Source organism: Cellulomonas timonensis (assembly GCF_900046455.1).
GTDB lineage: Bacteria > Actinomycetota > Actinomycetes > Actinomycetales > Cellulomonadaceae > Cellulomonas_A > Cellulomonas_A timonensis.
The window spans coordinates 939,300-962,971 of the sequence record NZ_FCOT01000012.1; the positions used below are offsets into that span (position 1 = coordinate 939,300).

The following is a 23,672-nucleotide window of genomic DNA, read 5'->3' on the forward strand; positions in this document are numbered from 1 at the left end:
AGCTCTGCTACCGGTGTTCAGGTCGCAGCACCAAGCGGAGCTGCTGATGTGGCTCTTGCTGCACCCTGAGCAGGAGTTCGGCGTGAGCGACCTCGCCACGCGCCTCGGAGTTCCGCTGTCCACCCTGCATCGCGAGGTGGTCCGCCTCGACAAGGCTGGCCTCCTCACCAGCCGCACGCTCGGCCGCAACCGGCTGCTCCGGGCAAACACTTCTCACCCGGCCGCCCCGGCCCTGACTCAGCTGTTGGAGATCACATTCGGCCCCAAGGCCGTGATCGCGGAGGAGTTCGACATCCCTGGAGCCGAGCAGGTCATGATCTTCGGGTCGTGGGCGGCGCGCTACGCCGGGCAGCAAGGCCCACCTCCGCATGACGTCGACGTGCTCGTCGTCGGCGACGTCGACCGGGCAGATCTCTACGATGCGGCCGACAGCGCACACGCTCGACTTGGCATCGAGGTCAACCCGGTCGTCCGCTCCGCGAAGCAGTGGCTGGATCCTGCCGACGCGCTGGTCGCTCAGATCAGGGCATCGGCGTTCACCGTCGTACTCGCCCACACTGAACCGGCGAGCGCCTGATGGCCCGCTGGAAGCGCGGCGAGTCGGAGATCGAGGCGCTCATCTCGTCCGGAGAATTGCAGAGCCTCATCGGCGCCGCAGCCAATGGTGAGCGGCTGATGGAGAAGGCGGGCGTCACGCTGCAGACCGCCCGCTCAGCCATCACAACCGACCCGGACTCGGCGTTCGTCCTCGCCTATGACGCATCCCGGCAGGCACTGACGGCACTCCTCGCCCACCAGGGACTCCGCCCGACAACCAGAGGCGGTCACTACGCCGTCGAACGAGCCGTCAGAGCCCAGTTCGGCCCGGGCTTCCGTCAGTTCGGGGCACTGCGCCGACGGCGCAACGAGTTGGAGTACCCCGAACGTCCGGGTGATGACGCCACCACCGATGAGGCGAGTGAGGCCGTCCACAATGCTGACGCGATCCTCAGAGCTGCAGAGGGTTTGCTCAACCAACTGGGGTTGTTCTAGCGACCTGTTCACCATCCGCCGACCTGATTCCTGGGCGCTGAGCCCTAGCTGACGTCAACGGCCGGCGACCCACTTCTCCCCCGCCTCGACGGCCACCGTCAGGGTGTTCTGCGCAGGCGCCACCGGGCACGTGGCGAACTGTGTGAGCCCGCACGGCAGGTTGGCCGCCCGGTTGAAGTCGAGGGTCAGCGTGCCGTCCTCGGCGACGGGGCCGAGAGCCAGGGTGCGGGCGCCCGGGTAGGTGGTGACGCCGCTGGTCGCGTCGCGGAACAGGACGCTAGCGCCGTGGTTGCCGTCGAAGACGATCAGCGACTGGTCGACGCCGCCCAGCGTGAACGTCACAGTGCCGATCGCCGTGTGGTGGTGCTCCAGGCCGTCCACCACGGCGCCGGTGGTGACGGTCTGGGCCGCGTCGTAGCGGTCGAGTCGGGCCTGGACCGCCCATGCCGGGTCGGGGGCGAACGTGGGGATGCCGGCGAACTCGGCGAGCTGCGTGGCCTTCGGGTCGTGCACGCGGACGATGTCGTGGCCGGTGCGGCGGGCGACCTCGAGCAGCAGGTCACCGGCCCGGACAGCGAGCCCGGGGGCGCCCTCGACGGGGGTCAGCTCGGCGGCGCCGTCCACCGTCGACCCGTCGGGCAGCGTGACGCCGTCCGACGCGGCGGCCTCGATGCGGACCGTGCCGTCGACGCTGGACCAGCGGCCGGGAACACCATCCAGGGTGGCGCTGTCGGAGGTGAGCCAGTGCAGGGCGGTGATGGCGACCCAGCCGTGCGGGGCGCGGAAGTACTCCTCGCGGGCGGCGTGCCAGGCCTCCCACTCGGCGGCGAAGGCCGCGCGGTCGAGGTCGGTGGAGATGTCGGTGGTGGTCATGTCGGGCCTCTCTGTTGTGATGCTCGGGCGGTGGCTGGGATAGCGGTCAGGCGGTCAGCGCCTCGTCGGGCGCGTCCACGTCGTCGAGGGTGCTGCCGAAGCGGTCGGCGGCGGGCAGGCCCAGGTGCTCGCGGAGCGTGGTCCCCGTGTACTCGGTGCGGAATGAGCCGCGCTCTTGCAGCAGCGGCACCACGCGGTCCACGAACTCGTCGAGGCCGTGCGGCGTCAGGTGCGGGACGAGGATGAAGCCGTCGGACGCGTCGGACTGCACGTACCTGTCGATCTCGTCCGCGACGTGCTGCGGGGTGCCGACGAAGGACTGCCGCCCGACGACCTCGATGACCAGCTCGCGGATGCTCAGGCCCTTCTCCTCGGAGAGCGCGCGCCACGTCGCGGCGATGGCCAGGGGGTCCTTGAAGAAGGACGCCCGACCCTGGGTGATCGACGGCGCCTCGACGAGCGGGTCAATCTCCGGCAGCGGGCCGTCGACGTCGTACTCGGACAGGTCGCGGTTCCACAGCTGCTCGACGAACGCGCGGGCCACCGCCGGGCGCACCTGCTGGTGCTGGATCTCCCGGAGCCGCTCCTCGGCCTCGGCGGGGGTGTCGCCGAGCACGAACGAGGCGCCGGGCAGGATCTTGAGGTCCTCCGGGCTGCGGCCGTAACGCGCCAGGCGGCCCTTCACGTCGGCGTAGAACGCCTGGCCGTCCTCAAGGCTGCCGTGGCGGGAGAACACCGCGTCCGCGACCTGGGCGGCGAGCTCGCGGCCCGCGTCGGAGTCCCCGGCCTGGAGGATCACCGGGTGGCCCTGCGGGCTGCGCGGCAGCGTGGGGCGCGCCTCGATGTCCACGAGGCGGCCGCCGGTCCGGACCAGGCCGATCGACCGGTCACGCGCGTAGACGCCTGCGGCGGCATCGGCGGCGATCGCGTCGGGCGCCCAGGCGTCCCACAGCGCGCGCGCCGCCTCGACGACCTCGCGCGCCCGCTCGTAGCGGTCGGCGTGGTCGAGGTAGCCGCCGCGTCGGAAGTTCGCGCCATGGAACGCGTCCGACGACGTCACCACGTTCCACGCCGCACGGCCCGCGGACAGGTGGTCGAGGGTCGCGAACTGGCGGGCCAGCTCATACGGCTCGTTGAACGTGGCGTTGATGGTCCCCGCGAGGCCCAGGTGCGTGGTGACGCCGGCCAGCGCCGCGAGCACCGTGTACGTGTCGGGGCGGCCCACCACGTCGTGGTCCACGAGCTGCCCGCGCTGCTCGCGCAGCCGCAGACCCTCGGCGAGGAACAGGAAGTCGAGTTTGCCGCGCTCGGCCGTCCGGGCCAGGTGCTCGAAGGACGCGAACGCGGTCTGGGTCTCGGGGCGGTGGGACGGGTCCGTCCACACGGTGTGGTGGTTGACGCCGGGGAAGTGCGCGGCGAGGTGGATCTGCTTGGGCATCGGAAGTCCTTCGGGTCGAGGGTGGGCGGTGCTCAGCGGGCCAGGGTGTAGCGGCTCAGGGGCCGGTCCAGGCCGAACGCGTCACGCAACGTGCGCGGCGCCTCCGGGCCGGCCTTCGCGGGCAGGTCGGCGAGCCGGCCCTGCTCGCGCAGCCGGGGCGACACCTCCTCCGCGAGCACCGCGAGGTCGCCCGCGTGGGCGAGCGGCTGCAGCACGAGCCCGTCGACGCCGGTGAGGTCCACGACATCCGCGAGCGCGTCAGCGGCCCGCTCCGCCCCCGCGACCACGTGCACGCCACTGGGCTCATACGGCCGCCCGGCCAGGCGGTCGAGCTCGGCGAGCCGCTCGCGCGCGGCGGCCTCGTCACGTCCGAGCAGCGTCTCGACGTCGAGCAGCACCTTGACCGAGCGGGCGGGCCGGCCCGAGCCCGCGACGGCCGCGCGCACCCTCGCGGCCAGGGCGCTGGCCTCCTTGACGTCCCGGGCCGCGATGCGGATCACGTCGGCGCCGGCCACGGCGACGCCCAGCGCGTAGGGCACGTCACCGCGCACCACGACGAGCGGCTGCCCCTGCGGCGAGCGCGGCGTGATCGAGGCGCCGGCCACCGAGAAGGTCGTGCCGGTGAACGCCACGTCGTGGACGCGGTCACGGTCGATGTACCTGTCCGTCGCCGCGTCGAGCACGATCGCGTCGTCCTCCCACGAATCCCACAACCGGCGGACCACCTCGATGACGTCGGCCGCCTCGCGCCACTGGGCCGCGGAGCCGACAGCCGACCGGCCGTGGAACTGCGCAGCCTGCACGTCCCCGGCGCCCGTGCCCGCAGGCGCCGCGACGTCCACCTGCCACCCCGCGCGGCCCTGGCTCACCAGGTCGACGGTGGCCACCGCCTTGGCCACGTGGAACGGCTCCGCATAGGTCACCGGCACCACGGGCACGATGCCGATGCGCGAGGTCAGCGGGCCGAGCAGCGCCGCGACACCCGTCGCGTCCAGCCGGGCCTGCACGGTGTCCGCAGCCGCGCTAGGCGGCGCCACCGAGTCCGCGAGGACCACGAACGCGGCGCCGGCGCGCTCCGACCTGCGGACCAGCTCAGCCCAGTGGGCCGCGGTCAGGAGGCCCGCGGCGTCGGCGTCGGGCAGCCGCCAGGCGGCGGGATGGCGGCCGGCGCCGCCGAGCTCGACGGCGAGGTGGAACGGACGTGACTCGGACATGGGTACCCCTTGCTGACGGGTGCGCCGACGGAGCAGGCGCGGATGGAGGGTGCGGGATCGTGCATCGGGCGACGCCCTGGACACGGGCCCCGCCAAGCCGGTCGACGCGGTCCGAACGGGCCACGGCGGACGGAGGGCTGTGGGCGACGTGCCCCCGGAACGGGCCGGTCGCAGGTGCGCGCGTGACGCGCGGTGGGCTGACGGCGGGGTCAGCGGAGAGTCATGTGCCCGCGCGCGGCGGACGGCCTGGCGTCAGGCTGGACAACAACGACAGCGGTGAACGCTGCTCGGGTTGCGCACGGTGGACCTCCATCGGTCCTGGCGGGAGCACCCTCGCCTACCGCGGGATGCGGACGGGGGTTGCTGCGACGTCGGCGAGCCAGGTCTCTCAGTCGCTCTGGATGGGCACGCACACGGTACGGACGGGACATACCTCCAGGGAAGGGCGCATCCGGGATACGAGACACCCGCAGGAACAGGCGGCGGTCCCGGGCCGTTCCCCCTGCACAACCACCAGGAGGCGGCAATGGCCATCGAGCTCGGCATCGACACGTTCGGGGACGTCACGCAGGGGCCCGACGGCACACTGCTCAGCCAGGCGCAGGTGCTGCGCAACGTCGTGGAGCAGGGCGTGCTCGCGGAGCAGTCCGGGCTGGACGCCATCGGCGTGGGCGAGCACCACCGCGACGACTTCGCGATCTCCGCGCCCGAGGTGGTGCTCGCCGCCATCGCCGGGCGCACCGAGCGCATCCTGCTCGGCTCGGCGGTCACCGTGCTGTCCTCCGACGACCCGGTGCGGGTCTTCGAGCGCTTCTCCACCCTCGACGCGGTGTCCCGCGGACGCGCCGAGGTGACGGTGGGCCGAGGCTCCTTCACGGAGTCGTTCCCCCTGTTCGGGCTGGACCTGTCGCAGTACGAGGAGCTGTTCGAGGAGAAGCTCGACCTGTTCACGCGCCTGCTGGACGGCGGCCCCGTCACCTGGTCCGGGAACACCCGCTCGGCGCTCACCGACCAGCACGTCTACCCGCCCATCGAGCACGGGCGGCGGCTGCGCACCTGGGTGGGCGTGGGCGGCAGCCCCGAGTCCGTGATCCGCGCGGCCCGCCACGGGCTGCCGCTCATGCTGGCGATCATCGGCGGCGAGCCCGTCCGGTTCCGGCCCTTCGTGGAGCTGTACCACCGGGCCCTCGCGCAGCTCGGCACCGGGCCCGGCCTGATGGGCCAGCACTCGCCGGGGCACATCGCCGACACCGACGACGAGGCCCTCGAGCAGCTCTGGCCGCACTACCGCGTCTACGTGGGCCGCATCGGACGCGAGCGCGGCTGGCCGCCGCCCACCCGAGAGGCGTTCGAGGCCGCCGCCGGCCCCGACGGCGCCCTCTACGCCGGCTCCCCCACCACCGTCGCCGCGAAGATCGTCCGCTCAGCGCAGACCCTCGGGCTCGACCGGTTCGACCTCAAGGTCTCCCAGGGCGCCCTGCCGCATGAGCACACGATGCGCGCGATCGAGTTGTACGGCACCGTCGTCGCGCCGCTGGTCCGCGGGGCCCTCGCCGCCGATTCCACCGCCCCCACGCCAGAGCGATCGGACGAGGCTCGGGGGTGAGGCGGCGAGGACGGCCTCCGCGCGCAGCAGGTGCTCTGCTCGCCGGAGGCCGTCCGCCAGGGCTGTGACGCCCCACGCGTGGGACGTCTAGGCGAGGGCGGCCCGCACCTGGTCTTGGAACACCGCATAGGCGGGGTTCGGACGACGCTCGAGCACGTTGTCGGGTCCGCGCACGAGGTCGACGAGTCCGAACCGCATCATGTAGTCGTCCGCGGGCCCGACACCATCCCGGTACGACCAGTCCACGAGGTCCAGCATCGGGAACCAGAACGCGGCGACGAGCGGAACCCCGGCAGCCCTCAGCTCGGCGACTGCCCGGAACAGCTCTTCAACCCAGAGGACCTTCTCGTCGTCATCCGGGGTGGCCCGCGCCGTCTCCGTCACAGCGACCGGCAGTCCATAGCGCTTCGCGTACGCGCCGACGAGATCGACGAGGCCTGCTGCCCCCGCCTCCACCGGGATCTCCTGGTCTGTGGCGGGATCGAAGCGCATCGTCGTGAACGCCGGGTAGTAGTTGACGCCGAGCACGTGCGGAAGGACCGGGTCGCTCTGGAACCACGCGAGGTCCTCCGTTGTGGCGGAGTTGCTCAGCAGGTACTCCCGCAGGGGATGGACGGCGCCGACCCGCCCCGTGATCAGGTCCATCGCCAGGAAGCGCCACTCGTCGAGCTCCGCGTGGGACAGCCCGGGGAAGTGCTCTCCCGCCCACAGGAACCCCGCGTCGACGTGGACGATCGTCGCGTCCGGGTCCACCTCGAGGATGGCGCGGTGCGCGAGCACGATGCCCTTCGCCAGCGGCAGCAGCACCCGCACAAAGCCCGAGTGCCCCTCGAGGTACGGGGGCCAGCGACGGTCACGCCCGCACCAGATCGCGTTGACGAGGGGCTCGTTGAGCGGGGTGTAGTCGGTGAAGACCCCCCGGTACCGCTCGGCGACCGCACGGGCGTACGCCGCGACCTTCGTGGGGTAATCGGGGTTGAGGAAGCCGTTCTCCAGCCACAGCGGCGTGCCGTAATGCATGAGGTCCACGACGCAGCGCAGCCCCAACTCCTGCATCCGCGCGGCGACCTGGTCGACCCAGCCGAAGTCGTAGACCCCTTCGTCCTTCTCGACGAGGTACCAGGGGATGCCCCATCGGATGAGGGTGGCGCCCGAGGCGGCCGCGAGGTCGAGGTCCTCGCGCCAGAGGTGGTAGTGCTGCGTCAGCTCGTACTCGTCCAGCTTGCGCTGTCCCACCCGCTCCTGGGGGATGAAGGTGTCCTCGATGCCGACGCCCAGGTGCAGGGCGCCGTCTTCGAACCAGCGCCCGGTGGTGGACGCGTCGGTGGTCTGCATGTGGTGCCTCACTTCATGCCGGTCGTCGCGATGCCTGCGACGAAGCTGCGTTGGATCAGGAGGAAGAAGACGACGACGGGCAGCAGGGCGAGCACCGAACCAGCCATCAGCAGGCCGTACTCGACCACGTGCTGTCCCATGAACATGGCCAGGCCCGCGGGCAGCGTGGCGCTCTCAAGCCCGCTCGACATGACAAGCGGCCAGAGCAAGTCGTTCCAGTTGTACTGGAAGTGGAATAGTCCGAGTGTGAGCATCGCGGGCTTGGCCAGCGGCGCCATGATCCGGGCGAAAATCCGCATCTCCGAGGCGCCATCGATTCGGGCTGCCTCCTCGAGGTCCCTGGGCAGCGACAAGAAGTACTGGCGCATGAAGAAGATGCCGAATGCGTTGGTCATTCTGGGGATGATCATGCCGGGCAGAGTGCTTGCCAGCCCCATGGCGCCGAGGACGTCGTACAACGGGATCAGCGTGACCTGGAAGGGAACCATCAGGAACGCCAGGATCAGCACGAACACGACGTTGCGGCCACGGAACTCGAAGCGCGCGAGGGCGTAACCGGCCATCGTGTCGAGCAACAGCGAGACGACCGTCACGGTCCCGGCGAAGACGATCGTGTTGCCGTAGAGCTTGGCGAACGGGATCGCGTCCCAGATGTCGACGAAGTGGTCGATTGTGAGCGAGCTGGGGAAGACCGTCGGCGGGAAGGCCACGATCTCGCTCTCCGGCGTGAAGGCCGCGATCAGCATCCACACCATGGGGAAGATCACCAGCAGGCCGACGAAGGCCCCGCCGATGCCGAGCAACCAACGCCAGACTCGCTCGAGGCGGCGCGCGCGGAGGGCCTGTGGGGTCGACGGAACGAGCTGCGGCGACCTGGTCGTCCCCGTCTCGACGATCTCGGTACGGACGGACATCAGTACGTCACCGCCTTCTTGCGGAAGTAACCGACCTGGATCATGGACAGCGCGAAGACCAGCAGCATCAGGACCCAGGAGATTGCGGCGCCGTATCCGAGGCGCAGCTCGCTAAAGCCAGAGCGATAGATGAGCATCACCAGGGTCTCGGTCTTGAAGTAGGGCCCGCCGTGCGTCATCACGAAGATCTGGTCGAACGCCTGGAGCGAGGCAGTGGCGGCCAGGATGCAGATGAGCATCGTCTGGTTGGACAGCAGAGGCCACGTCACATTGCGGAAGCGCTGGAACGTGTTGGCGCCGTCGAGGCGCGACGCCTCGTGAAGCTCCTCGGGAATGGACTGGAGGCCCGCTAGGTACATGACCATGTAGAACCCGACGTTCTTCCAGACTCCAACCACCATGACGGTGCCCATTGCGAGCTTCGGGTCGCTCAGGAACCCCTGCTCGGAGACTATGCCGATCTTGGAGAGCCAATGCGAGACGAGCCCGATGTTGGGGTCCATCAAGAATGAGAAAGCGATGCCGATGATCCCGAGCGAGACCACGAACGGCAGAAAGAGCGCCGTGCGGGTGAATCCACGGAACGCCATCGCGTTGTTGAGGTAGAGCGCCGCGGCGAGCGCCAGGGCGACAGTCACAGGTGTGACCACCGCCGTGTAGAGCGCCGTGTTGCCCAGGGCGTTCCACACGTTCGAGTCGCCGAGCAGTTCGGCGTAGTTGTCGAGCCCGACCCAGCGAGCCGCCTGGATCCGGTTGTAATCCGTGAACGAGAAGTACAGGGACTGGACCATGGGCCACACCATGAATAGCGCCAAGGTGATCAGGCTCGGCGCCAGGAAGAACCAGGCGGTGCGCGAACGCCTGGCACTGACAGATCGTCGATGGTCAAGCCTGCGCAGGGTCGGCGCAGGGACGTAGCTCATGGGGTTCTCCTGTTCGTGCCCAGAGTGGGAGGGCGCCCCGGGCGGCAGTCGAGTTCGCCGCCGCCCGGGCGTGACGTCAGCCCTTGTCGATCGCGGCCTGGATGTCCTTCGACGCCTGTCCGAAGACTTCGGGGACAGTGCCGTCGCCGTTCAGCACGCGCTGGAGAGCCGGGTAGAAGATCGAGTCGGTGATGGTCCCCGCGTTGGGGACACCGGCGAGATAGACCTGCGAGTTGTCCAGCAGCTCGGCCGAGCCGAAGATCGACGAGTACTTGTTGGTCAGGTCGGCTGCCGGGATGTCAGTGCGCAACGCGGGGAAGCCGCTGCCGTTCGCCCACGTGGTCTGGCCCTCGACCGAGTTCCAGTACGCGAAGAACGTGTACGCGGCGTCCTTCTCGGCGTCCGTCACGTTCGCGTTGAGCGTCAGAGAGACGACGTCGGCCAGGGTGTCCTGGCCGGTCGGCCCTGCGAAGGGACGCGCGAGTCCGAAGTCGATGCCTGCCTCTTCGAAGCCGGTCGTCATCCACGGGCCCACGATCTCCATCGCGGCCTTCTCCGTCTGGAAGAGCTTGTCGGCATCGGCGCCGGCCAGCCCGATCGGCGAGACCTTCTTGTCACGCAAGAGGGAAACCCAGTACTCGAGCGCCTCGATGGACTCCGGGCTATCGACGATCGACGTCGTGCCCTCGGCGTTCACGACACCGCCGCCGTTGTTCCACAGCAGAGGCTGGTACGTGGGGATGGTGGCCGAGTCCGCCATCGCGATCGCGTACTGCTCGGGCTTGCCGTCACCGTTCTCGTCGATCGTGAGCTTCTCGGCCATCGCCTCGAACTCGTCCCACGTGGCGGGGGGGACCTCCGGGTCCAGGCCCGCAGCGGCGAAGAGGTCCTTGTTCCAATAGAGCATCATCGTCGAGATGTTGAACGGGACGCCGTAGTTGGCGCCCTGGAACACGGATGCGCCGATCGCGGTGTCCGCGATCGGCGAGGTGTCCATGTACGTGCTGCTCGCGTAGAAGTCGTCCGTCGTGGCGAGGGCGCCCTTGCCGGCGTACTGCGGCACGTTGGACGAGCTCATCGCGATGATGTCCGGGCCATTCGGAGTAGAGACGGACGTGAGGACCTTCTGGTAGAGCACGTCCCACGGCATGGGCTCGGCCTCAACCTTGATCTCGTCCTGAGACGCGTTGAACGCGTCGATGACCTGCTGCACCGCGGGACCGTCAGGCCCCGTCATGCCGTGCCAGAACGTGAGCGTCGTGGTGCCACCGGCTGTGGCCCCGTCCCCCTCGGACGAGCCCGACGTCCCCTGACCGGCGCACGCGCCCAGCGCCAGGACTACACCCACAGCGACAGCGGGGGCGCCGACGCGCCACCTTGCACCTCTTGAGAACACAGTTGCCTCCTTGCGACTGTTGGGAATGTACTGTCGGGCCCACGCCCGCGCCGTCAGTGTGCACGAGCGTTTGCAACGATGCAAGGTCGCCACACTCAGTGGATGGGAAGGAGAGCGGACACATGGCGGTAACGCTGCGCCAAGTCGCCCAGATGTCGGGGGTGTCGGTCCGGACCGTGTCGAACGTCGTCAACGGCTTCCACCACGTCGCCCCCGAGACGCGAGAGCGGGTCCAGCTGGTGCTCGACGCCGTCGGTTACCGCCCCAACGCAGCGGCACGCTCGCTCCGCACCGGCCGCACCGGGCTTGTGGGCCTGGTGGTCCCCGCTCTGGACCAGCCCTACTTCGCCGAGCTCACCCGGGCGATCGTGGCGCACGCCACGGAGCAGGGCTTCACGGTGGTGGTCGACCAGACGGACGGCGACCCGGAGCGCGAACGCGACCTGCTGGCGGCCGGCCCACGAGGCGCCATGTTCGACGGCCTGATCCTCAACCCCCTGGCCCTCAACCTCGCCGACCTCGAGGCGTCGCCCGAGCGGCGCCCCGTCGTGCTGCTCGGCGAGCGCACCCTGAGCACCCGCCACGACCACGTGCACATCGATAACGTCGCCGCCGCGCGAGCGGCCACACAGCACCTGATCTCGCTCGGACGGCGCACGATCGCCGGGATCGGCTCGCAGGACTCGCCGTCGGGGCAGTCGGCGCGCCTGCGCGCCGAGGGCATGATGACGGCCCTCGCCGAGGCGGGCTTGCCCGCGCACCCCGCACTCCTGCGAACCGCCCCGCGATACGACCGCACCGTCGGCTATCAGCAGATGATGGCGCTGCTCGACGGCGCGATCACGCCGGACGCGGTGTTCTGCTTCAGCGACATGCTCGCCGTCGGCGCACTGCGCGCCTGTGCCGAACGGGGCGTGCGCGTCCCCCAGGACATCGCCCTGATCGGCTTCGACGACGTCGAGGAGACGCGCTTCACCACGCCCAGCCTGAGCACGATCCGCCCCGACAAGGACGCGATCGCGCGCAGTGCCGTCGAACGGATGGTCGCCCGCATGCAGGGGGACGATTCGCCCGGCATCGAGGTCGAGATCCCGTTCGAGCTCGTCGCGCGCGAGTCCACAGGGGCTTGACGCCTCCTCCCGGATCAGGGCGGGAATGTCCGCCCCTGACGGCTTCCGCACGCCCGGAAGGCGCGCCCCCTCCCCTCCACATTCGACTTGCAACGTTGCACGACTAGCAAATGTTGCAACGTTGCAATATCGTGACCGACTTGACCCGCAGCTCGACACGGAGGACCTGTCCGGTGACACGCCTGAGCCCACTCGCCCACCCTGCCGACCGGGGTGCATACCCCCGTCCCCAGATCTACCGCGAGTCCTGGCTCTCGCTCGACGGCCCGTGGGAGTTCACCTTCGATGACGACCGGCGAGGCCACGTTGAGCACTGGGAGCAGGATCCGCGCCCCTTCGCGCGCACGATCGTCGTGCCGTTCCCCCCCGAATCGCCCGCATCCGGGATCGGCGACACCACCCCCCGGGCCACAGCCTGGTACCGCCGCACCCTGCCCTCCGCCGAGCTGCCGGCCCGCCGCAGGCCCGACGACCGCCACGTGCTGCACCTGGGCGCCGTCGACCACCTCGCAGACGTGTGGGTCGATGGCCAGCACGTGACGACCCACGTCGGGGGCCAGACCCCAGTCGTCGTGGACGTGACCGATGCGCTCGACCCCCACGCGACTGAACACGTCATCGTGGTGCGCGCCGAGGACGATCCCGAGAACGTCGAGCAGCCGCGCGGCAAGCAGGACTGGCTGCCGGAGCCGCACGTGATCTGGTATCACCGCACCACGGGCATCTGGCAGAGCGTGTGGATCGAGACCGTCCCGCGCGATCATGTCGAGCACCTCACCTGGCGCAGCGACGTGCCCGGCGCGCGCATCGAGGTCGCAGTGCGCCTCGGGGCGCGTCCCACCACCGCGCGGACATGCCGCGTCCAGATCGAGCACGCCGGCAAGACCCTGGCCACAGCGGAGGTCGACGTGCACAACGACCTCGCAGAGGTCACGCTGTCACTGCCACGCCAGCGCAACGGGCAGGCATACGAGACGCTGCTGTGGTCGCCCGACGCCCCCGTGCTGCTCGACGCCCGCGTCGCATTGCTCGACGAGGCCGGCGACGAGATCGACCAGGTGCTGTCCTACGTCGGGATGCGCTCAGTGCAGGTCGACCGCGGGCAACTCCTGCTCAACGACCGCCCGTTCTACACGCGCGCGGTCCTCGCCCAGGGCTACTGGCCCGAGTCGCACCTCGCCGCCCCGAGCCCCGACGCGTTGCGCGCCGAGGTTGCGCTGATCAAGGAACTGGGATTCAACACGGTGCGCGTGCACCAGAAGGTCGAAGACCCCCGCTTCCTGTACTGGTGCGACACGCTGGGCGTCGCGGTGTGGGCCGAGACAGCCGCCGCGCTGCAGTTCAGCGACGTGGCCGTGCAGCACCTCACGCGCGAGTGGCTCGACATCGTGCGCCGTGACATCTCGCATCCTTCGGTGCTCGCCTGGGTCCCGTTCAACGAGTCCTGGGGCATCCAGCACGTCGCCCACGACACTGCGCAACAGCAGTACTCCCGCGCGCTGACAAGCCTCACGCGTGCGCTCGACCCCACCCGTCCGGTGATCTCCAATGACGGCTGGGAGCACACCGACTCCGACCTGTGCACTGTGCACGACTACGAGGCCGACCCTGTGGTGATCGCCGCCCGATACGGCTCACCCGAGACCGTCGAGGGGTGGATGCGCGGGATCGGTCCCGCTGGGCGCCGCATGTGGCTGGGCCCGCACCCGCCGGCGGTCGGTGAGATGCCCATCCTGCTCTCGGAGTTCGGCGGCGTCTCCTTCGACACTGCCCAGCTCGACGACGCTTGGGGCTACTCCACCGCTCAGGACGCTCCCGGCTTCGAGGCAGCTGTGGGTGGGCTCCTCGAGGCAGTGCACCGTTCGCCTGTGCTGCAAGGCTTCTGCTACACCCAGCTCACCGACACGCGGCAGGAGACCAACGGGATCTGCGACGACACCCGCCGGCCGAAGCTGCCCATCGACGTGGTGCGCGCCATGGTCATCGGCACGCATTGACCCGCGGCAAGGCCTGGAATCACCAGGCCTTGCCGAAGTACAGCGAGTAGAGGTCGTCGCCGTAGGCGCCGAAGGGCGGGATCGGCCGGTAGCCGAGCGAGGTGTACAAGCCGACGGCCTCGGGCTGCCGGGTGCCGGTCTGCAGCACCAGGCTCGTCAGCCCGTGGCGTCGGGCGTCGTCCTCGAGCGCGGCGAGCAGCGCGCGGGCCACCCCGGCGCCGCGCGTGGACTCGTCGACGAACACCTTCTTCACCTCGCCCGACCCTGCCGGGTAGCCCTCCCGGGCGGCGCGCAGCGTGGCGCATCCGACAGGCCTGCCCTCGAGGCGCGCGACGATCGTCGCGAGGATGCCGACGCCCTGGCGCTGGTCGTCGAGGTCGACCCCGCCCTCGAGCTCGATCGCGTCGAAGATCTCGGGGTAGCGCCGCAGGCTGTCGGCCCACATGTCCTTGCGCAGGTCGCGCGCCACCGCGTCATCCCAGGCGACACGCTCCACGGACACCGTGCCCGGCGGCCGCTCCGACCTCTCCCGGGCGGGGGCGCGCAGGTTCTTCATGAAGCACCGGGAGTCGAGCACGCCGGCGTACTCGCCGAAGTTCTCCATCGACACGTACCCGGCGCGCAGGTACAGGCCGATCGCCTCGGGCTGCAGCACCCCGGTCTCCAGGATCAGGCGGCGCCAGCCCTGCTCACGGGCCAGCCGCTCGAGCTCCTCCAGGACGAGACTCGAATAGCCCCGGCCGCGGTGCTCGGGCGGCACGAACATCCGCTTGACCTCGCCGACGCCCCTGCCGTGCTCGACCGAGACGTCGCGGATCGCGCCGCACGCGACGGGCTGGCCGTCAACGCGCACGAGGACCATCGCGGTGATGCCGTCGCCCGTCATCGCGTGGCCGGCGTCATCGTCCCCGTAGCGGTCGCGCAGCTCGGCCTGCTGGGCGGTGCGCAGCGCGGTCGCGGCCGGGTGGTCCCACGACACGAGCTCCACCGTGGCGGGGCCGAGCGACGCGGCGCCCGGCTCAGCCAGCGTGGCGGCGGAAGGGCTGTCGGTGCGGTCGTCCGTCGCCATCAGCCGACGAGCGAGTGCAGCACCGACGTGAAGAACCGCAGCCCGTCCGTGCCCGAGCGGGGGCCGTTCGCGCCATCCGGGCCGAACCCCGCCTCGACGGCGTGCTCGGGGTGCGGCATGAGGCCCACCACGTTGCCCGCCGCGTTGGAGATGCCCGCGATGCCGCGACGCGAGCCGTTCGGGTTCCAGCCGTCGTAGCGGAACACCACGCGGCCCTCGCCCTCGAGCTCGTCGAGCGTCGACTCGTCGGCGACGTACTGGCCGTCCTGGTTCTTCAGCGGGATGGTGATGCGCTCCCCCGCCGTGTACTCGCGCGTCCACGCCGTGTCGGCGTTCTCCACGCTGAGCGTCTGCTCGCGGCAGATGAAGTGCAGGTGGTCGTTCTTGATCATCGACCCGGGCAGCAGGTGCGCCTCGGTGAGGATCTGGAAGCCGTTGCAGATGCCCAGCACGGGCAGGCCGCGGTTCGCGCCGTCCACGATCGAGTCCATCACCGGCGCGAACCGGCTGATGGCGCCCGCACGCAGGTAGTCGCCGTAGGAGAAGCCGCCGGGCAGCACCACCGCGTCGACGCCCTGCAGGTCACGCTCGGCATGCCACAGCGCGACGGGCTCGGCGCCCGCGAGCCGGACCGCACGCGCGGCGTCCCGGTCGTCGAGCGTCCCGGGGAACGTGACGACCCCGATGCGCGCCATCAGGCGAGGCCCTCGCTGGCGATGGTCCCGGCGGCGTCGGCCTCGCTGTCCGCGACGCGCACGACGTCCTCGATGACCGGGTTCGACAGCACGGTGGCGGCGGCCTCCGCAGCGGCGGCCAGGACCTCCGGGGTCACCGGCCCGTCGACCTCGAGCTCGAACCGCTTGCCCTGGCGGACAGAGGTGAACTGGCCGAATCCCAGGCGCGGCAGCGCGCCGGCGACGGCCTTGCCCTGCGGGTCGAGGATCTCGGGCTTCGGCATCACATCGACGACGACTCGTCCCACGGTGGTGGCTCCTGTTTTCGCGGCGGAGGGGGCGGTCCCAGGGTACCGAGTCATCCCACGAGGTCGGCCCAGTGTCCGGGGCTCGGGCAGCAGCGGCCCGGTCCGCCGCATCGGTCTGGTCACGACTGCGTCTCGGTCCGGCGTGAGCGCGTGCCCCCGTCCGTGCGACCGCGCATCATCAGGGAGATGAGGCGCATGCCGTGGTCCGACCCGCGCGCCCGTGCCATGCCAGCCGCTCTCGTCATCCCGCTCGCGCTGGCGGGCTGCGCCGGCCTGTGGGCCCCGAGCAGCGCCCGACCCGACTCCGCGGCGCCCACGCCCACGTTCACCGCCGCGTGCCCGGTGGTCGAGGACCAGCCGATGCCGACGGACTGCGCCCTCTACGACGGCGAGTTCTCGATGCGGCAGAACGACGCCTACCGGCAGCGCCGGGACCTCACCGACGCCGAGCAGGACGACCTCGAGCCACGCCGGAAGGCCGCCCAGGAGGCGCTCGCGGATGTGCCCGCCGCCGATCTCAGCACCGTCACGGTGACCCGCTCACTCGAGGACGCAGGGTTCGACGAGCGGCAGATCACCGCGCATGAGAGCAACATCGACGACCTCACCGTCGTCAACGTGATCATCTCCGTGCCCGGCGGCTGCCTCGTGGGATCGGCCACGGAGGGCGGCGCCGAGGTGGACACCGCCGGCCAGATCGCCGACGGCGGCTGCGTCACGGCTCCTGGGCACTGAGCCGACATCGAGCCAGCTCTGAACCGGCCCCCGCGCCGGCGAATCGGCGCGGGGCTCAGTCGCGCTCGGCCAGGGCGGGGACCACGCGCTCGCGCAGCAGCGGCGCCAGCGGGCTGCCGTCGACAGCCGCGCCGTCGACGATCCGCACCCAGCGGAGCTCGGCGATCTCGGCGGCGGCGGCCGGCTCGCCGCGCAGCGGGGCGACGTAGACGGTGCCGACCAGGTCGGTGTCGGGCTCGTTGGCGGCATCGGTGCGCCACGTGCCCAGCAGTGTGAGGTCCGCAGGCTCGAGGCGGATGCCGATCTCCTCGTGGATCTCGCGGCGGGCGGCCCGATCGGGCGCCTCGCCGGGCTCGAGCTTGCCGCCGGGCAGCATGAAATGCGAGGGGCCGCGCTTGCGGGCGGGGAGGGTGCGGCCGTCGGCGGCCTGGAAGCAGACGGCGGCGACGATGAGGGTCGGGTGGTCCAGCAGGCTCGGGTCGTTCAGGTTGCGCGTCTCGGTCACGTCGGACGACGCTACCTCGGCTGCCTCAGGGCACCGCGACGGTGATGCCCGCATGCGCAGGCGGGCCGCTCATCGCCGCGAGGGCGGCCGGCGCCTCGTCGAGCCCGATCACGGCGCCCACCAGGCGGTCCAGGTCGAGCTCGCCGGCGACGACCCGGGCCAGCATCGCCGCGTACTCGTGGGCGGCCATGCCGTGGCTGCCGTAGAGCTCGAGCTCCCACGCGACGACGCGGCCCATGGGCAGCGGCGTGGGGCCGTCGAGCAGCAGCCCCACCTGCACGTGCCGTCCGCGCCGCCGCAGGCCCATGACCGAGGCGCGCGCCGTCTGCGCGGAGCCGAGGGCGTCGAGGGACACGTGGGCGCCGCCGCCGGTGACGGTCCGCACGGCCTTGGCGACCGCATCGGCCCGGGCGTCGGCGTCCAGCCCTTCGGGGCCCTCAGCAGTGTCGTCGTCGGGCCCGATCGTCACTTCCGCGCCCAATTGGGCCGCCGCCGCGCGGGCCTCGGGCGACACGTCCACGGCCACCACCCGGGCGCCCGCCGCCACGGCGATGAGCACGGCGGACAGACCCACGCCGCCGCAGCCGTGCACGGCCACCCACTGCCCGCGCCGGACCCGCCCATGCACGGTGATCGCGCGGTAGGCGGTGGCGAACCGGCAGCCGAGCGCCGCCGCCGTGACGGGTGACAGGCCGGGCGGCAGCCGCACCAGGTTGACGTCAGCGTGGTCCAGCGCGACGTACTGCGCGAAGGATCCGTCCTGCGTGAAGCCCGGTTGGGTCTGCCGCTCGCACACCTGGTGCTCGCCGGCCAGGCAGGCGTCGCACTCGCCGCAGGCGCACACGAACGGCACTGTCACCACGTCGCCGGGGGTCCACTCGTCCACCTCCGGCCCTGCCTCGACGACGGTCCCGGCCAACTCGTGGCCGGGGATGAACGGCAGCGTGACGTCGGGGTCGTGGCCCTGCCAGGCGTGCCAATCGCTGCGGCACACGCCGGTGGCGGCGACGCGCACCACGACACCGTGTGGCGGGCAGGCGGGGCGTGGCACGTCGCGCACCTCGGCGGGAGCCCCGTGCGCGGTGACGACCACGGCGCGCATCGGCTCGCCCGCTGCGACATCCGGCACGTCGGGCACAGGCAGGCCAGCGCGTGCGGGCACGGCGGCGGGCGCGGGCAGATCGGCGGGCACGGGCAGATCGGCAGGCACAGCGCCCGGGTCCTGGATCACCACGCCTGCCAGGTCCAGCGCCCGCCCAGCAGGGTGGCCGCCACCGTCATGTCGCGCAGGTCCGCGGCCACCCACGGGTCGATGTCGAGCACAGCCAGGTCGGCGACGTGGCCGGGCTCCACCCGCGAGCGCACCGACGCGCCGAGGGCGGTCTCCAGGTCCAGGCGCTGCTCGGGATGCCACGGCTCGCGGCCGTCGCGGGCACGCGTGACGGCGGCGGCGATCGCCGCCCACGGGTCCAGCGGCGCGATGGGCGCGTCGGAGCCCAGGGCCAGGCGCACCCCGGCGGCGGCGAGGGACGCGAAGGCGAAGGCCCGGTCGGTGCGGCCAGCCCAGGCCTCGTCGGCCATGTCCCTGTCGTCCATGGCGTGCTCGGGCTGCACGGAGGCGACGATGCCGAGGTCGACGAAGCGGCGGATGTCGTCCGGGTCGACGAGTTGCGCGTGCTCGATGCTGCCGCGGGCGCCGCTCGCCTCGAACGCGTCGAGGGCCACCGCGGTCGCCGCGTCGCCGATGGCGTGGATCGCGCACCGCAGGCCTTTGCGGTGCGCGTGGGCCATGAGCAGCCACAGCTCCCCCGGCGCGACGGACAGCACACCCCGGGCGTTGTCGCCGTCGAGGCCGGGGTACGGGTCGAAGCAGTAGGCGGTGCGGGACTTGAGGGTGCCGTCGGCGACGATCTTGAGCGAGCCCATGGTGAGCAGGCCGTCCGTGCCGACCAGCACGTCGCCGCTATGCAGCTCCTCGGCGACGACGCGGTCCAGGTGGCCGGGCCATACGGCGACCTCGACGCGCAGGCGGCGGTGGCCGGCGTCGATGCGCCGGCGCCAGGCGGTGAGGTTGTCGGCGATGTCGAAATCGACCACGCCCACGACGCCGCGCGCGGCGGCTGTCTGGGCCGCCTCGGCGATCAGGGCGTCGAGCGCCTCCGGGCCGAGGCTGACGGCGGCGTCGGCGGGGTCGGCGTGCTCGCGCAGGGTCAGAGCCCATTCGGCGAGGTGGACGTGCGCGTCCCACAGGCCCGGCAGCACCACGCGGCCCTCCAGGTCGACCCGCTCGACCTCGGGCCGCACTGTCGCGTCCAGGCCGGGGCCGATCGCGGCGACCTTGCCGTCGCGCACGTGCAGGTCCAGGGGCTCGCCGTGCGGCCGGGTCACCCGGGCGCCGTCGGGGGACGTGCCGGCGATGCGGGCCCTGGTCAGCAGCAGCTCGTCCATCGTGCTCCTCGTCCTCGAGCGACGACCCCGTGCCGGGGTGGGGCGGTCCGTGGGCCGCAACGCCCACTCTGGCACGGCTCCGGGTCAGAGCGCGTGGTGCGCCCACCGCCCCGCGACGAGGGTGGCGGCGACGGGCAGCCCGCGCACCGTTCCGGCCCGGGCGAGCCGGTGATGCGGGTCCTCGTCCAGCACGGCGAGGTCCGCCGGGGCGCCCACAGCCAACCCCAGGGGCTGCTCGTCCACCGACGAGGCGAGTGCCGCGTCGAGGTCGATGGCCTGCTCGGGGTGCCACGGCTCGCGCTCGTCGCGGGACCGGCGCACGGCGGCGTCGATGGCGGTCCACGGGTCCAGCGGCGCCACGGGCGCGTCCGACCCGAGGGCCAGTCGCACCCCGGCCCGGTGCAGGGCGCCGAACGCGAACGCCCGGTCGGTGCGGCCGGCCCAGTGCCGGTCGGCGACGTCCCGGTCGTCCATCGCGTGCTCGGGCTGCACGCTGGCCACGATGTCGAGCTCGGCGAAGCGCCGCACGTCGGCGGCGCTGAGCAGTTGCGCGTGCTCGATGGCGCCGCGCGCGCCGGTGGCGGCGAACGCGTCCAGCGCGAGGGTGTTGGCGGCGTCGCCGATGGCATGGACGGCGACGCGCAGGCCGTGGCGGGCGACCTGCTCGAGCAGCGGGACGAGCCGCTCCGGCGGCACCGCGAGGATGCCGTGGGGGTGCTCGCCCGAGGCGCCCGGGTAGGGGTCGTGGCAGTAGGCGGTGCGGGTGTTGAGGGAGCCGTCGGTCACGACCTTGAACGGCCCCTGCGTCACGAGCCCGTCGGGGGTGAGCGGGTCGCCGGTGCGCAGGCCCTCGCGCAGCACGTGGTCGAGGTACGCCTCCCAGACGCCGGCGCGGACCCGGGTGGCGGGGGCGGCCACAGCGGCCCGGCGGCGCCAGGCGTCCACGTTGTCGGCGATCTCCAGGTCGACCACGCCGACCACGCCGAGCGCGGCGGCGTCACGCAGGGCCTCGGCGACCAGCGCGTCGGCGACGTCGTCCGCCACCCGGTCGACCTCGCCCATCACGGGCAGCCACTCGTCCTCGCGGAGCAACCCGGTCGGGTGCTCGCCCACCCCCAGGTAGGCCAGGCCCGCGGTGGACAGCCAGGCGCAGTGCAGGTCCCCGGAGACGAGGATGACGGGCATCGACCCGGCCACCGCGTCGAGCAGTGCGGACGTCGGCGCGTCGGGCCACAGGCCGTCGCGGAACCCGTAGCCGATCAGGGCCGCGCCGGGGCGGGGCGGACGGTCGGCAAGGCGCTCGGCGACCAGGCGCACGGCGTGCGCGGCGGAGGTGGCGGCGGAGACGTCGAGGCGCTCGCGGGCCAGCGCCCACTGGGTGAGGTGGGTGTGCGCGTCCCACAGGCCGGGCATGAGGGTGCGCCCGTCGAGGTCCACGCGCTCCGCCGGGGAGCCGGGCAGCGAGCCCGCCGGGCCGAGCGCGGCGATCCGCCCGTCGCGCAGCAGCACGTCCACGGGCTCGTCCCGGCCGATGAGCCGCGCCCCGGCGAGCAGCAGCGCGCCCGCCTCTGCGGTGGCGCTCATGCGCCCTCACCCCGGCGGCCCAGCTCCTCGCGCACGGCGGCGGCGAGCACGGGGTTGGCGTAGTGGGGGTCGTCCTCGAGGGCGGCGACGACGCGCTCGACGACGGCGCGCGGCTTGTCCTGGCTGAGCTTGGCCTTCCCCTGCCAGCGGGTCACGCGGATCCGGAAGCCGGCGGCGCCGCGCGCGGTGCGGTGGGCGTACTCGGCGACGTCGGGCAGCAGCACGGGATCGGGCAAGGGCTTCTCGTACTGGTCCACAGTCTGGGACAGCACTCGGTAGGTCTCGTCGGCGTCGAGCAGTTCGAGCTGCCCGTAGAGGTGCGCGCTGATGTAGTCCCAGGTGGGGACTGCGGGGCCGTGCTGGTACCAGCTGGGCGACACGTAGCCATAGGGGCCTTCGACGACGAGCAGCACCTCGCGGCCGGAGCCCATCTGGTGCAACAGCTCATCGGGGCGGCCGACGTGGCTGACAATCACCAGGCTGTCGCCGGGCTCGTCCTCGTCGAGGAGCACCGGGACGTGGGAGGCGACCATCCCGTCGTCGGCGGTGCTCACGAGGAGCGCCCAGCCGTGCTGCCGGATGAGCTCGCGCAGGCGGGCCTCGTCCTCGAAGGCGTAGTCAGCGGTGTGGATCACGGGCCCATCGAAGCAGGTCGGGGCTGCCGGTCACGTCACCGCAGCGTTAAGAGTTCATTTCATATTGAAGTTTCGCTATGTTCTCTATTGACGAGTAACCGGCTGTCACGGTTGCCTGACCGCAGCACGGCTGAACGGCAGCGACCCGGGGAACACCCTCCCCCGACCGGCATGAACCCACTCACCCCCGTGGGAAGCGACCTATCGCGGCGGACCTGTCCGCTCCCCCCACGGAGGACCCATGAGACTCATGAGCCTGCGGCTCGCGGCCGGCGCCCTCGCGGCATCGCTCGCCCTCGCCGCCTGCAGCACCGGCGGCAGCGATGCCGACCCCACCTCGACCGGCGCCGACGGCGCCGCGATCAGCGTCGCGATCAGCCCGGCCACCCAGCTCATCCCCGGTCGCAATATCGAGGCCTACGACTTCAACATGGCCGTCTGGGCGCCGCTGACCTTCGTCGACGCCGACAGCACGCTCACCTACGTCCAGGCCGAGTCCATCGAGACCGAGGACGCCATCACCTGGACGATCACGCTGCGCGAGGGCTGGACCTTCCACGACGGCACGCCCGTCACCGCGCAGGCCTACGTGGACTCCTGGAACGCCGTGGCCTATGGCCCGAACGCGTTCGAGAACTCCGGCCAGCTCGCCAACGTCGTGGGCTACGCCGACCTCAACGTCACGGAGGGCGAGCCGGCCACCGAGATGTCCGGCCTCAAGGTCGTCGACGAGACCACCTTCACCGTCACCCTGCTGGGCCCCGACAGCCAGTTCCCGATGCAGGTGTCGCAGGGCCAGACGGCCATGTACCCGATGCCCACGAGCGCCCTCGACGACTTCGAGGCGTACAACCGGCACCCCGTCGGCAACGGCAAGTTCGCCCTCACGAACGACTTCGTGGAGAACGAGCCGCTGATCCTGGAGGCCTACGCCGACTACCAGGGTGAGGCCCCCACCGTCTCCCAGATCACCTTCGTGCCCTACGCGGACACCGCCACGGCGTACACCGACGTGCTCGCCGGGAACATCGACGTCGCGGGCCTCCCGCCGAACAAGATGGCGCAGTCCGCAACCGACTTCGGCGCCGAGCGCGTCTACTCCTTCGAGGCGCCCGGCATCTCCTTCCTGGGCCTGCCGCTCCAGGACCCCCGCTACCAGGACATCCGCGTCCGCCAGGCGATCTCCATGGCGCTGGACCGCGAGACGATCAACAAGGTCGTCTACGGCGGGCTCTACACCCCCGCCACGGCCTTCACCCCGGCGATCGAGCCCGGCACCCCGGTGGGCATCTGCGGCGAGCTGTGCGAGTACCAGCCCGAGAAGGCCAAGGCCCTGCTCACCGAGGCCGGCGGCTTCACCGGCTCGATGAACGTCTACTACCCGGGCGGCATCGGCCTCGACGAGCTGTACACGGCCATCGCCAACCAGCTCCGCCAGAACCTGGGCGTCGACGCCGTGGCCACGCCCAGCACCGACTGGGCCGAGTTCTACGAGACGCGCCTCAACGGCCTGGCCACCGGCCCCTTCTTCTCCCGCTGGGGCGCCCTGTACCCGAGCCAGCAGAACACGCTGCGCGTCTTCTTCGTCGAGGGTGGCGGCTGCGCGAACTGCATCCCCTGGTACGACCCCGAGGTCGCCGACCTGATCGCCGCCGCCGACGCGCAGGTCGACGGCGCCGAGGCCGCGTCGGCCTACGCCGTGGTCCAGGAGCGGATTCTGGAGGAGTTCCCCGCGCCGCCGCTGTTCTTCGAGTCGTACTCGTTCGTCACCTCGGAGCGCGTCGCGAAGCTCAACACCTCCGCCGCGGGCAACCCGGACTACTCGCAGACGATCCTGGCAGAGGGCGCCTGAGCAC

The 23,672-nt window shown here is 71.6% G+C and carries 22 protein-coding genes and 1 riboswitch; of the genes, 7 read left to right on the forward strand and 15 right to left on the reverse strand.

Translation table 11 applies throughout. From position 1 onward, the window contains the following. Positions 1-82: 82 nt before the first annotated feature. Both BN3788_RS12830 and BN3788_RS12835 read left to right on the forward strand, forming a co-directional pair. The gene (locus tag BN3788_RS12830) at positions 83-577 is read left to right on the forward strand and encodes a helix-turn-helix domain-containing protein (RefSeq protein WP_222705425.1); all 495 of its coding nucleotides are present in this window, start codon (positions 83-85) and stop codon (positions 575-577) included. Then, positions 577-1,032, forward strand: a complete 456-nt coding sequence (locus tag BN3788_RS12835) for a hypothetical protein (RefSeq protein ID WP_066586558.1) — start codon at positions 577-579, stop codon at positions 1,030-1,032. The genes BN3788_RS12830 and BN3788_RS12835 overlap by 1 nt, the downstream gene beginning before the upstream one ends. 54 nt (positions 1,033-1,086) lie before the next feature. On the opposite strand, the gene BN3788_RS12840 is transcribed toward BN3788_RS12835, so the two are convergent. The 3 genes from BN3788_RS12840 to BN3788_RS12850 are packed head-to-tail and all read right to left on the reverse strand — an operon-like array spanning position 1,087 to position 4,557. After that, a complete protein-coding gene (locus BN3788_RS12840; protein ID WP_066586561.1) occupies positions 1,087-1,905 on the reverse strand; it encodes a DUF1684 domain-containing protein in 819 nt (272 codons plus the stop codon). A gap of 46 nt (positions 1,906-1,951) precedes the next feature. After that, positions 1,952-3,343 carry an NtaA/DmoA family FMN-dependent monooxygenase gene (locus BN3788_RS12845; RefSeq protein ID WP_082812863.1) on the reverse strand — a complete coding sequence of 464 codons (1,392 nt, stop codon included), beginning with the start codon at positions 3,341-3,343 and terminating at the stop codon, positions 1,952-1,954. 32 nt (positions 3,344-3,375) lie between these two features. Further along, positions 3,376-4,557, reverse strand: a complete 1,182-nt coding sequence (locus BN3788_RS12850) for an LLM class flavin-dependent oxidoreductase (protein WP_066586563.1) — start codon at positions 4,555-4,557, stop codon at positions 3,376-3,378. A 306-nt stretch (positions 4,558-4,863) separates the two neighbouring features. After that, positions 4,864-4,965, reverse strand: a riboswitch (SAM riboswitch). A 118-nt stretch (positions 4,966-5,083) separates the two neighbouring features. Here BN3788_RS12850 and BN3788_RS12855 point away from each other — a divergent pair. Continuing rightward, positions 5,084-6,163 (forward strand): LLM class flavin-dependent oxidoreductase, encoded by a 1,080-nt coding sequence (locus tag BN3788_RS12855; RefSeq protein WP_082812864.1) that lies wholly within the window; start codon positions 5,084-5,086, stop codon positions 6,161-6,163. 87 nt (positions 6,164-6,250) lie between these two features. Here the strand turns inward: BN3788_RS12855 and BN3788_RS12860 are convergent, their stop codons facing one another. From BN3788_RS12860 to BN3788_RS12875, 4 genes are all read right to left on the reverse strand, one after another. Continuing rightward, positions 6,251-7,498, reverse strand: a complete 1,248-nt coding sequence (locus BN3788_RS12860) for a family 1 glycosylhydrolase (RefSeq protein WP_066586565.1) — start codon at positions 7,496-7,498, stop codon at positions 6,251-6,253. An 8-nt stretch (positions 7,499-7,506) separates the two neighbouring features. Further along, positions 7,507-8,301 carry a carbohydrate ABC transporter permease gene (locus BN3788_RS12865; protein ID WP_066587235.1) on the reverse strand — a complete coding sequence of 265 codons (795 nt, stop codon included), beginning with the start codon at positions 8,299-8,301 and terminating at the stop codon, positions 7,507-7,509. Between the two features lie 110 nt (positions 8,302-8,411). Then, a complete protein-coding gene (locus BN3788_RS12870) occupies positions 8,412-9,335 on the reverse strand; it encodes a carbohydrate ABC transporter permease (RefSeq protein ID WP_066586569.1) in 924 nt (307 codons plus the stop codon). A gap of 76 nt (positions 9,336-9,411) precedes the next feature. After that, positions 9,412-10,683: an ABC transporter substrate-binding protein gene (locus tag BN3788_RS12875; protein WP_066586571.1), complete on the reverse strand. Its 1,272-nt coding sequence runs from the start codon at positions 10,681-10,683 to the stop codon at positions 9,412-9,414. Positions 10,684-10,853: 170 nt separating this feature from the next. Between BN3788_RS12875 and BN3788_RS12880 the strand changes: the two genes are divergently transcribed. Together BN3788_RS12880 and BN3788_RS12885 are read left to right on the forward strand one after the other, a co-directional pair. Next, positions 10,854-11,861: a LacI family DNA-binding transcriptional regulator gene (locus tag BN3788_RS12880; RefSeq protein WP_066586573.1), complete on the forward strand. Its 1,008-nt coding sequence runs from the start codon at positions 10,854-10,856 to the stop codon at positions 11,859-11,861. Positions 11,862-12,034: 173 nt separating this feature from the next. Beyond that, a complete protein-coding gene (locus tag BN3788_RS12885) occupies positions 12,035-13,858 on the forward strand; it encodes a glycoside hydrolase family 2 protein (protein ID WP_066586576.1) in 1,824 nt (607 codons plus the stop codon). Between the two features lie 19 nt (positions 13,859-13,877). Here BN3788_RS12885 and BN3788_RS12890 read toward each other — a convergent pair whose 3' ends face one another. From BN3788_RS12890 to purS, 3 genes are read right to left on the reverse strand one after another with little or no spacing between them, the layout of a single operon-like run. Next, a complete protein-coding gene (locus tag BN3788_RS12890; RefSeq protein WP_082812867.1) occupies positions 13,878-14,927 on the reverse strand; it encodes a GNAT family N-acetyltransferase in 1,050 nt (349 codons plus the stop codon). After that, positions 14,927-15,622 carry a phosphoribosylformylglycinamidine synthase subunit PurQ gene (gene purQ, locus BN3788_RS12895; protein ID WP_066586581.1) on the reverse strand — a complete coding sequence of 232 codons (696 nt, stop codon included), beginning with the start codon at positions 15,620-15,622 and terminating at the stop codon, positions 14,927-14,929. Before purQ ends, BN3788_RS12890 begins: the two co-directional genes overlap by 1 nt. Beyond that, on the reverse strand, positions 15,622-15,909 hold the full coding sequence (purS, locus tag BN3788_RS12900) for a phosphoribosylformylglycinamidine synthase subunit PurS (protein ID WP_066586585.1): 288 nt from the start codon (positions 15,907-15,909) through the stop codon (positions 15,622-15,624). Before purS ends, purQ begins: the two co-directional genes overlap by 1 nt. Before the next feature lie 186 nt (positions 15,910-16,095). Between purS and BN3788_RS12905 the strand changes: the two genes are divergently transcribed. After that, positions 16,096-16,644, forward strand: coding sequence for a DUF6993 domain-containing protein (locus BN3788_RS12905; RefSeq protein ID WP_147525129.1), 549 nt, complete (start codon positions 16,096-16,098; stop codon positions 16,642-16,644). Between the two features lie 55 nt (positions 16,645-16,699). Here the strand turns inward: BN3788_RS12905 and BN3788_RS12910 are convergent, their stop codons facing one another. From BN3788_RS12910 to BN3788_RS12930, 5 genes are all read right to left on the reverse strand, one after another. Then, positions 16,700-17,149 carry an NUDIX hydrolase gene (locus tag BN3788_RS12910; protein ID WP_234346636.1) on the reverse strand — a complete coding sequence of 150 codons (450 nt, stop codon included), beginning with the start codon at positions 17,147-17,149 and terminating at the stop codon, positions 16,700-16,702. Positions 17,150-17,174: 25 nt separating this feature from the next. Continuing rightward, positions 17,175-18,251, reverse strand: coding sequence for an alcohol dehydrogenase catalytic domain-containing protein (locus BN3788_RS12915; protein WP_066587244.1), 1,077 nt, complete (start codon positions 18,249-18,251; stop codon positions 17,175-17,177). 125 nt (positions 18,252-18,376) lie between these two features. After that, the gene (locus BN3788_RS12920) at positions 18,377-19,597 is read right to left on the reverse strand and encodes an amidohydrolase family protein (protein ID WP_066586589.1); all 1,221 of its coding nucleotides are present in this window, start codon (positions 19,595-19,597) and stop codon (positions 18,377-18,379) included. Positions 19,598-19,681: 84 nt separating this feature from the next. Continuing rightward, on the reverse strand, positions 19,682-21,181 hold the full coding sequence (locus BN3788_RS12925) for an amidohydrolase (RefSeq protein ID WP_066586590.1): 1,500 nt from the start codon (positions 21,179-21,181) through the stop codon (positions 19,682-19,684). After that, positions 21,178-21,816, reverse strand: a complete 639-nt coding sequence (locus BN3788_RS12930) for an FMN-binding negative transcriptional regulator (protein ID WP_066586600.1) — start codon at positions 21,814-21,816, stop codon at positions 21,178-21,180. Before BN3788_RS12930 ends, BN3788_RS12925 begins: the two co-directional genes overlap by 4 nt. A gap of 241 nt (positions 21,817-22,057) precedes the next feature. On the opposite strand from BN3788_RS12930, the gene BN3788_RS12935 reads away from it, so the two are divergent. Then, entirely contained in the window at positions 22,058-23,668 is a 1,611-nt protein-coding gene (locus tag BN3788_RS12935) for a peptide ABC transporter substrate-binding protein (protein ID WP_066586603.1), read from the forward strand. The last annotated feature ends 4 nt before the right edge of the window (positions 23,669-23,672 follow it).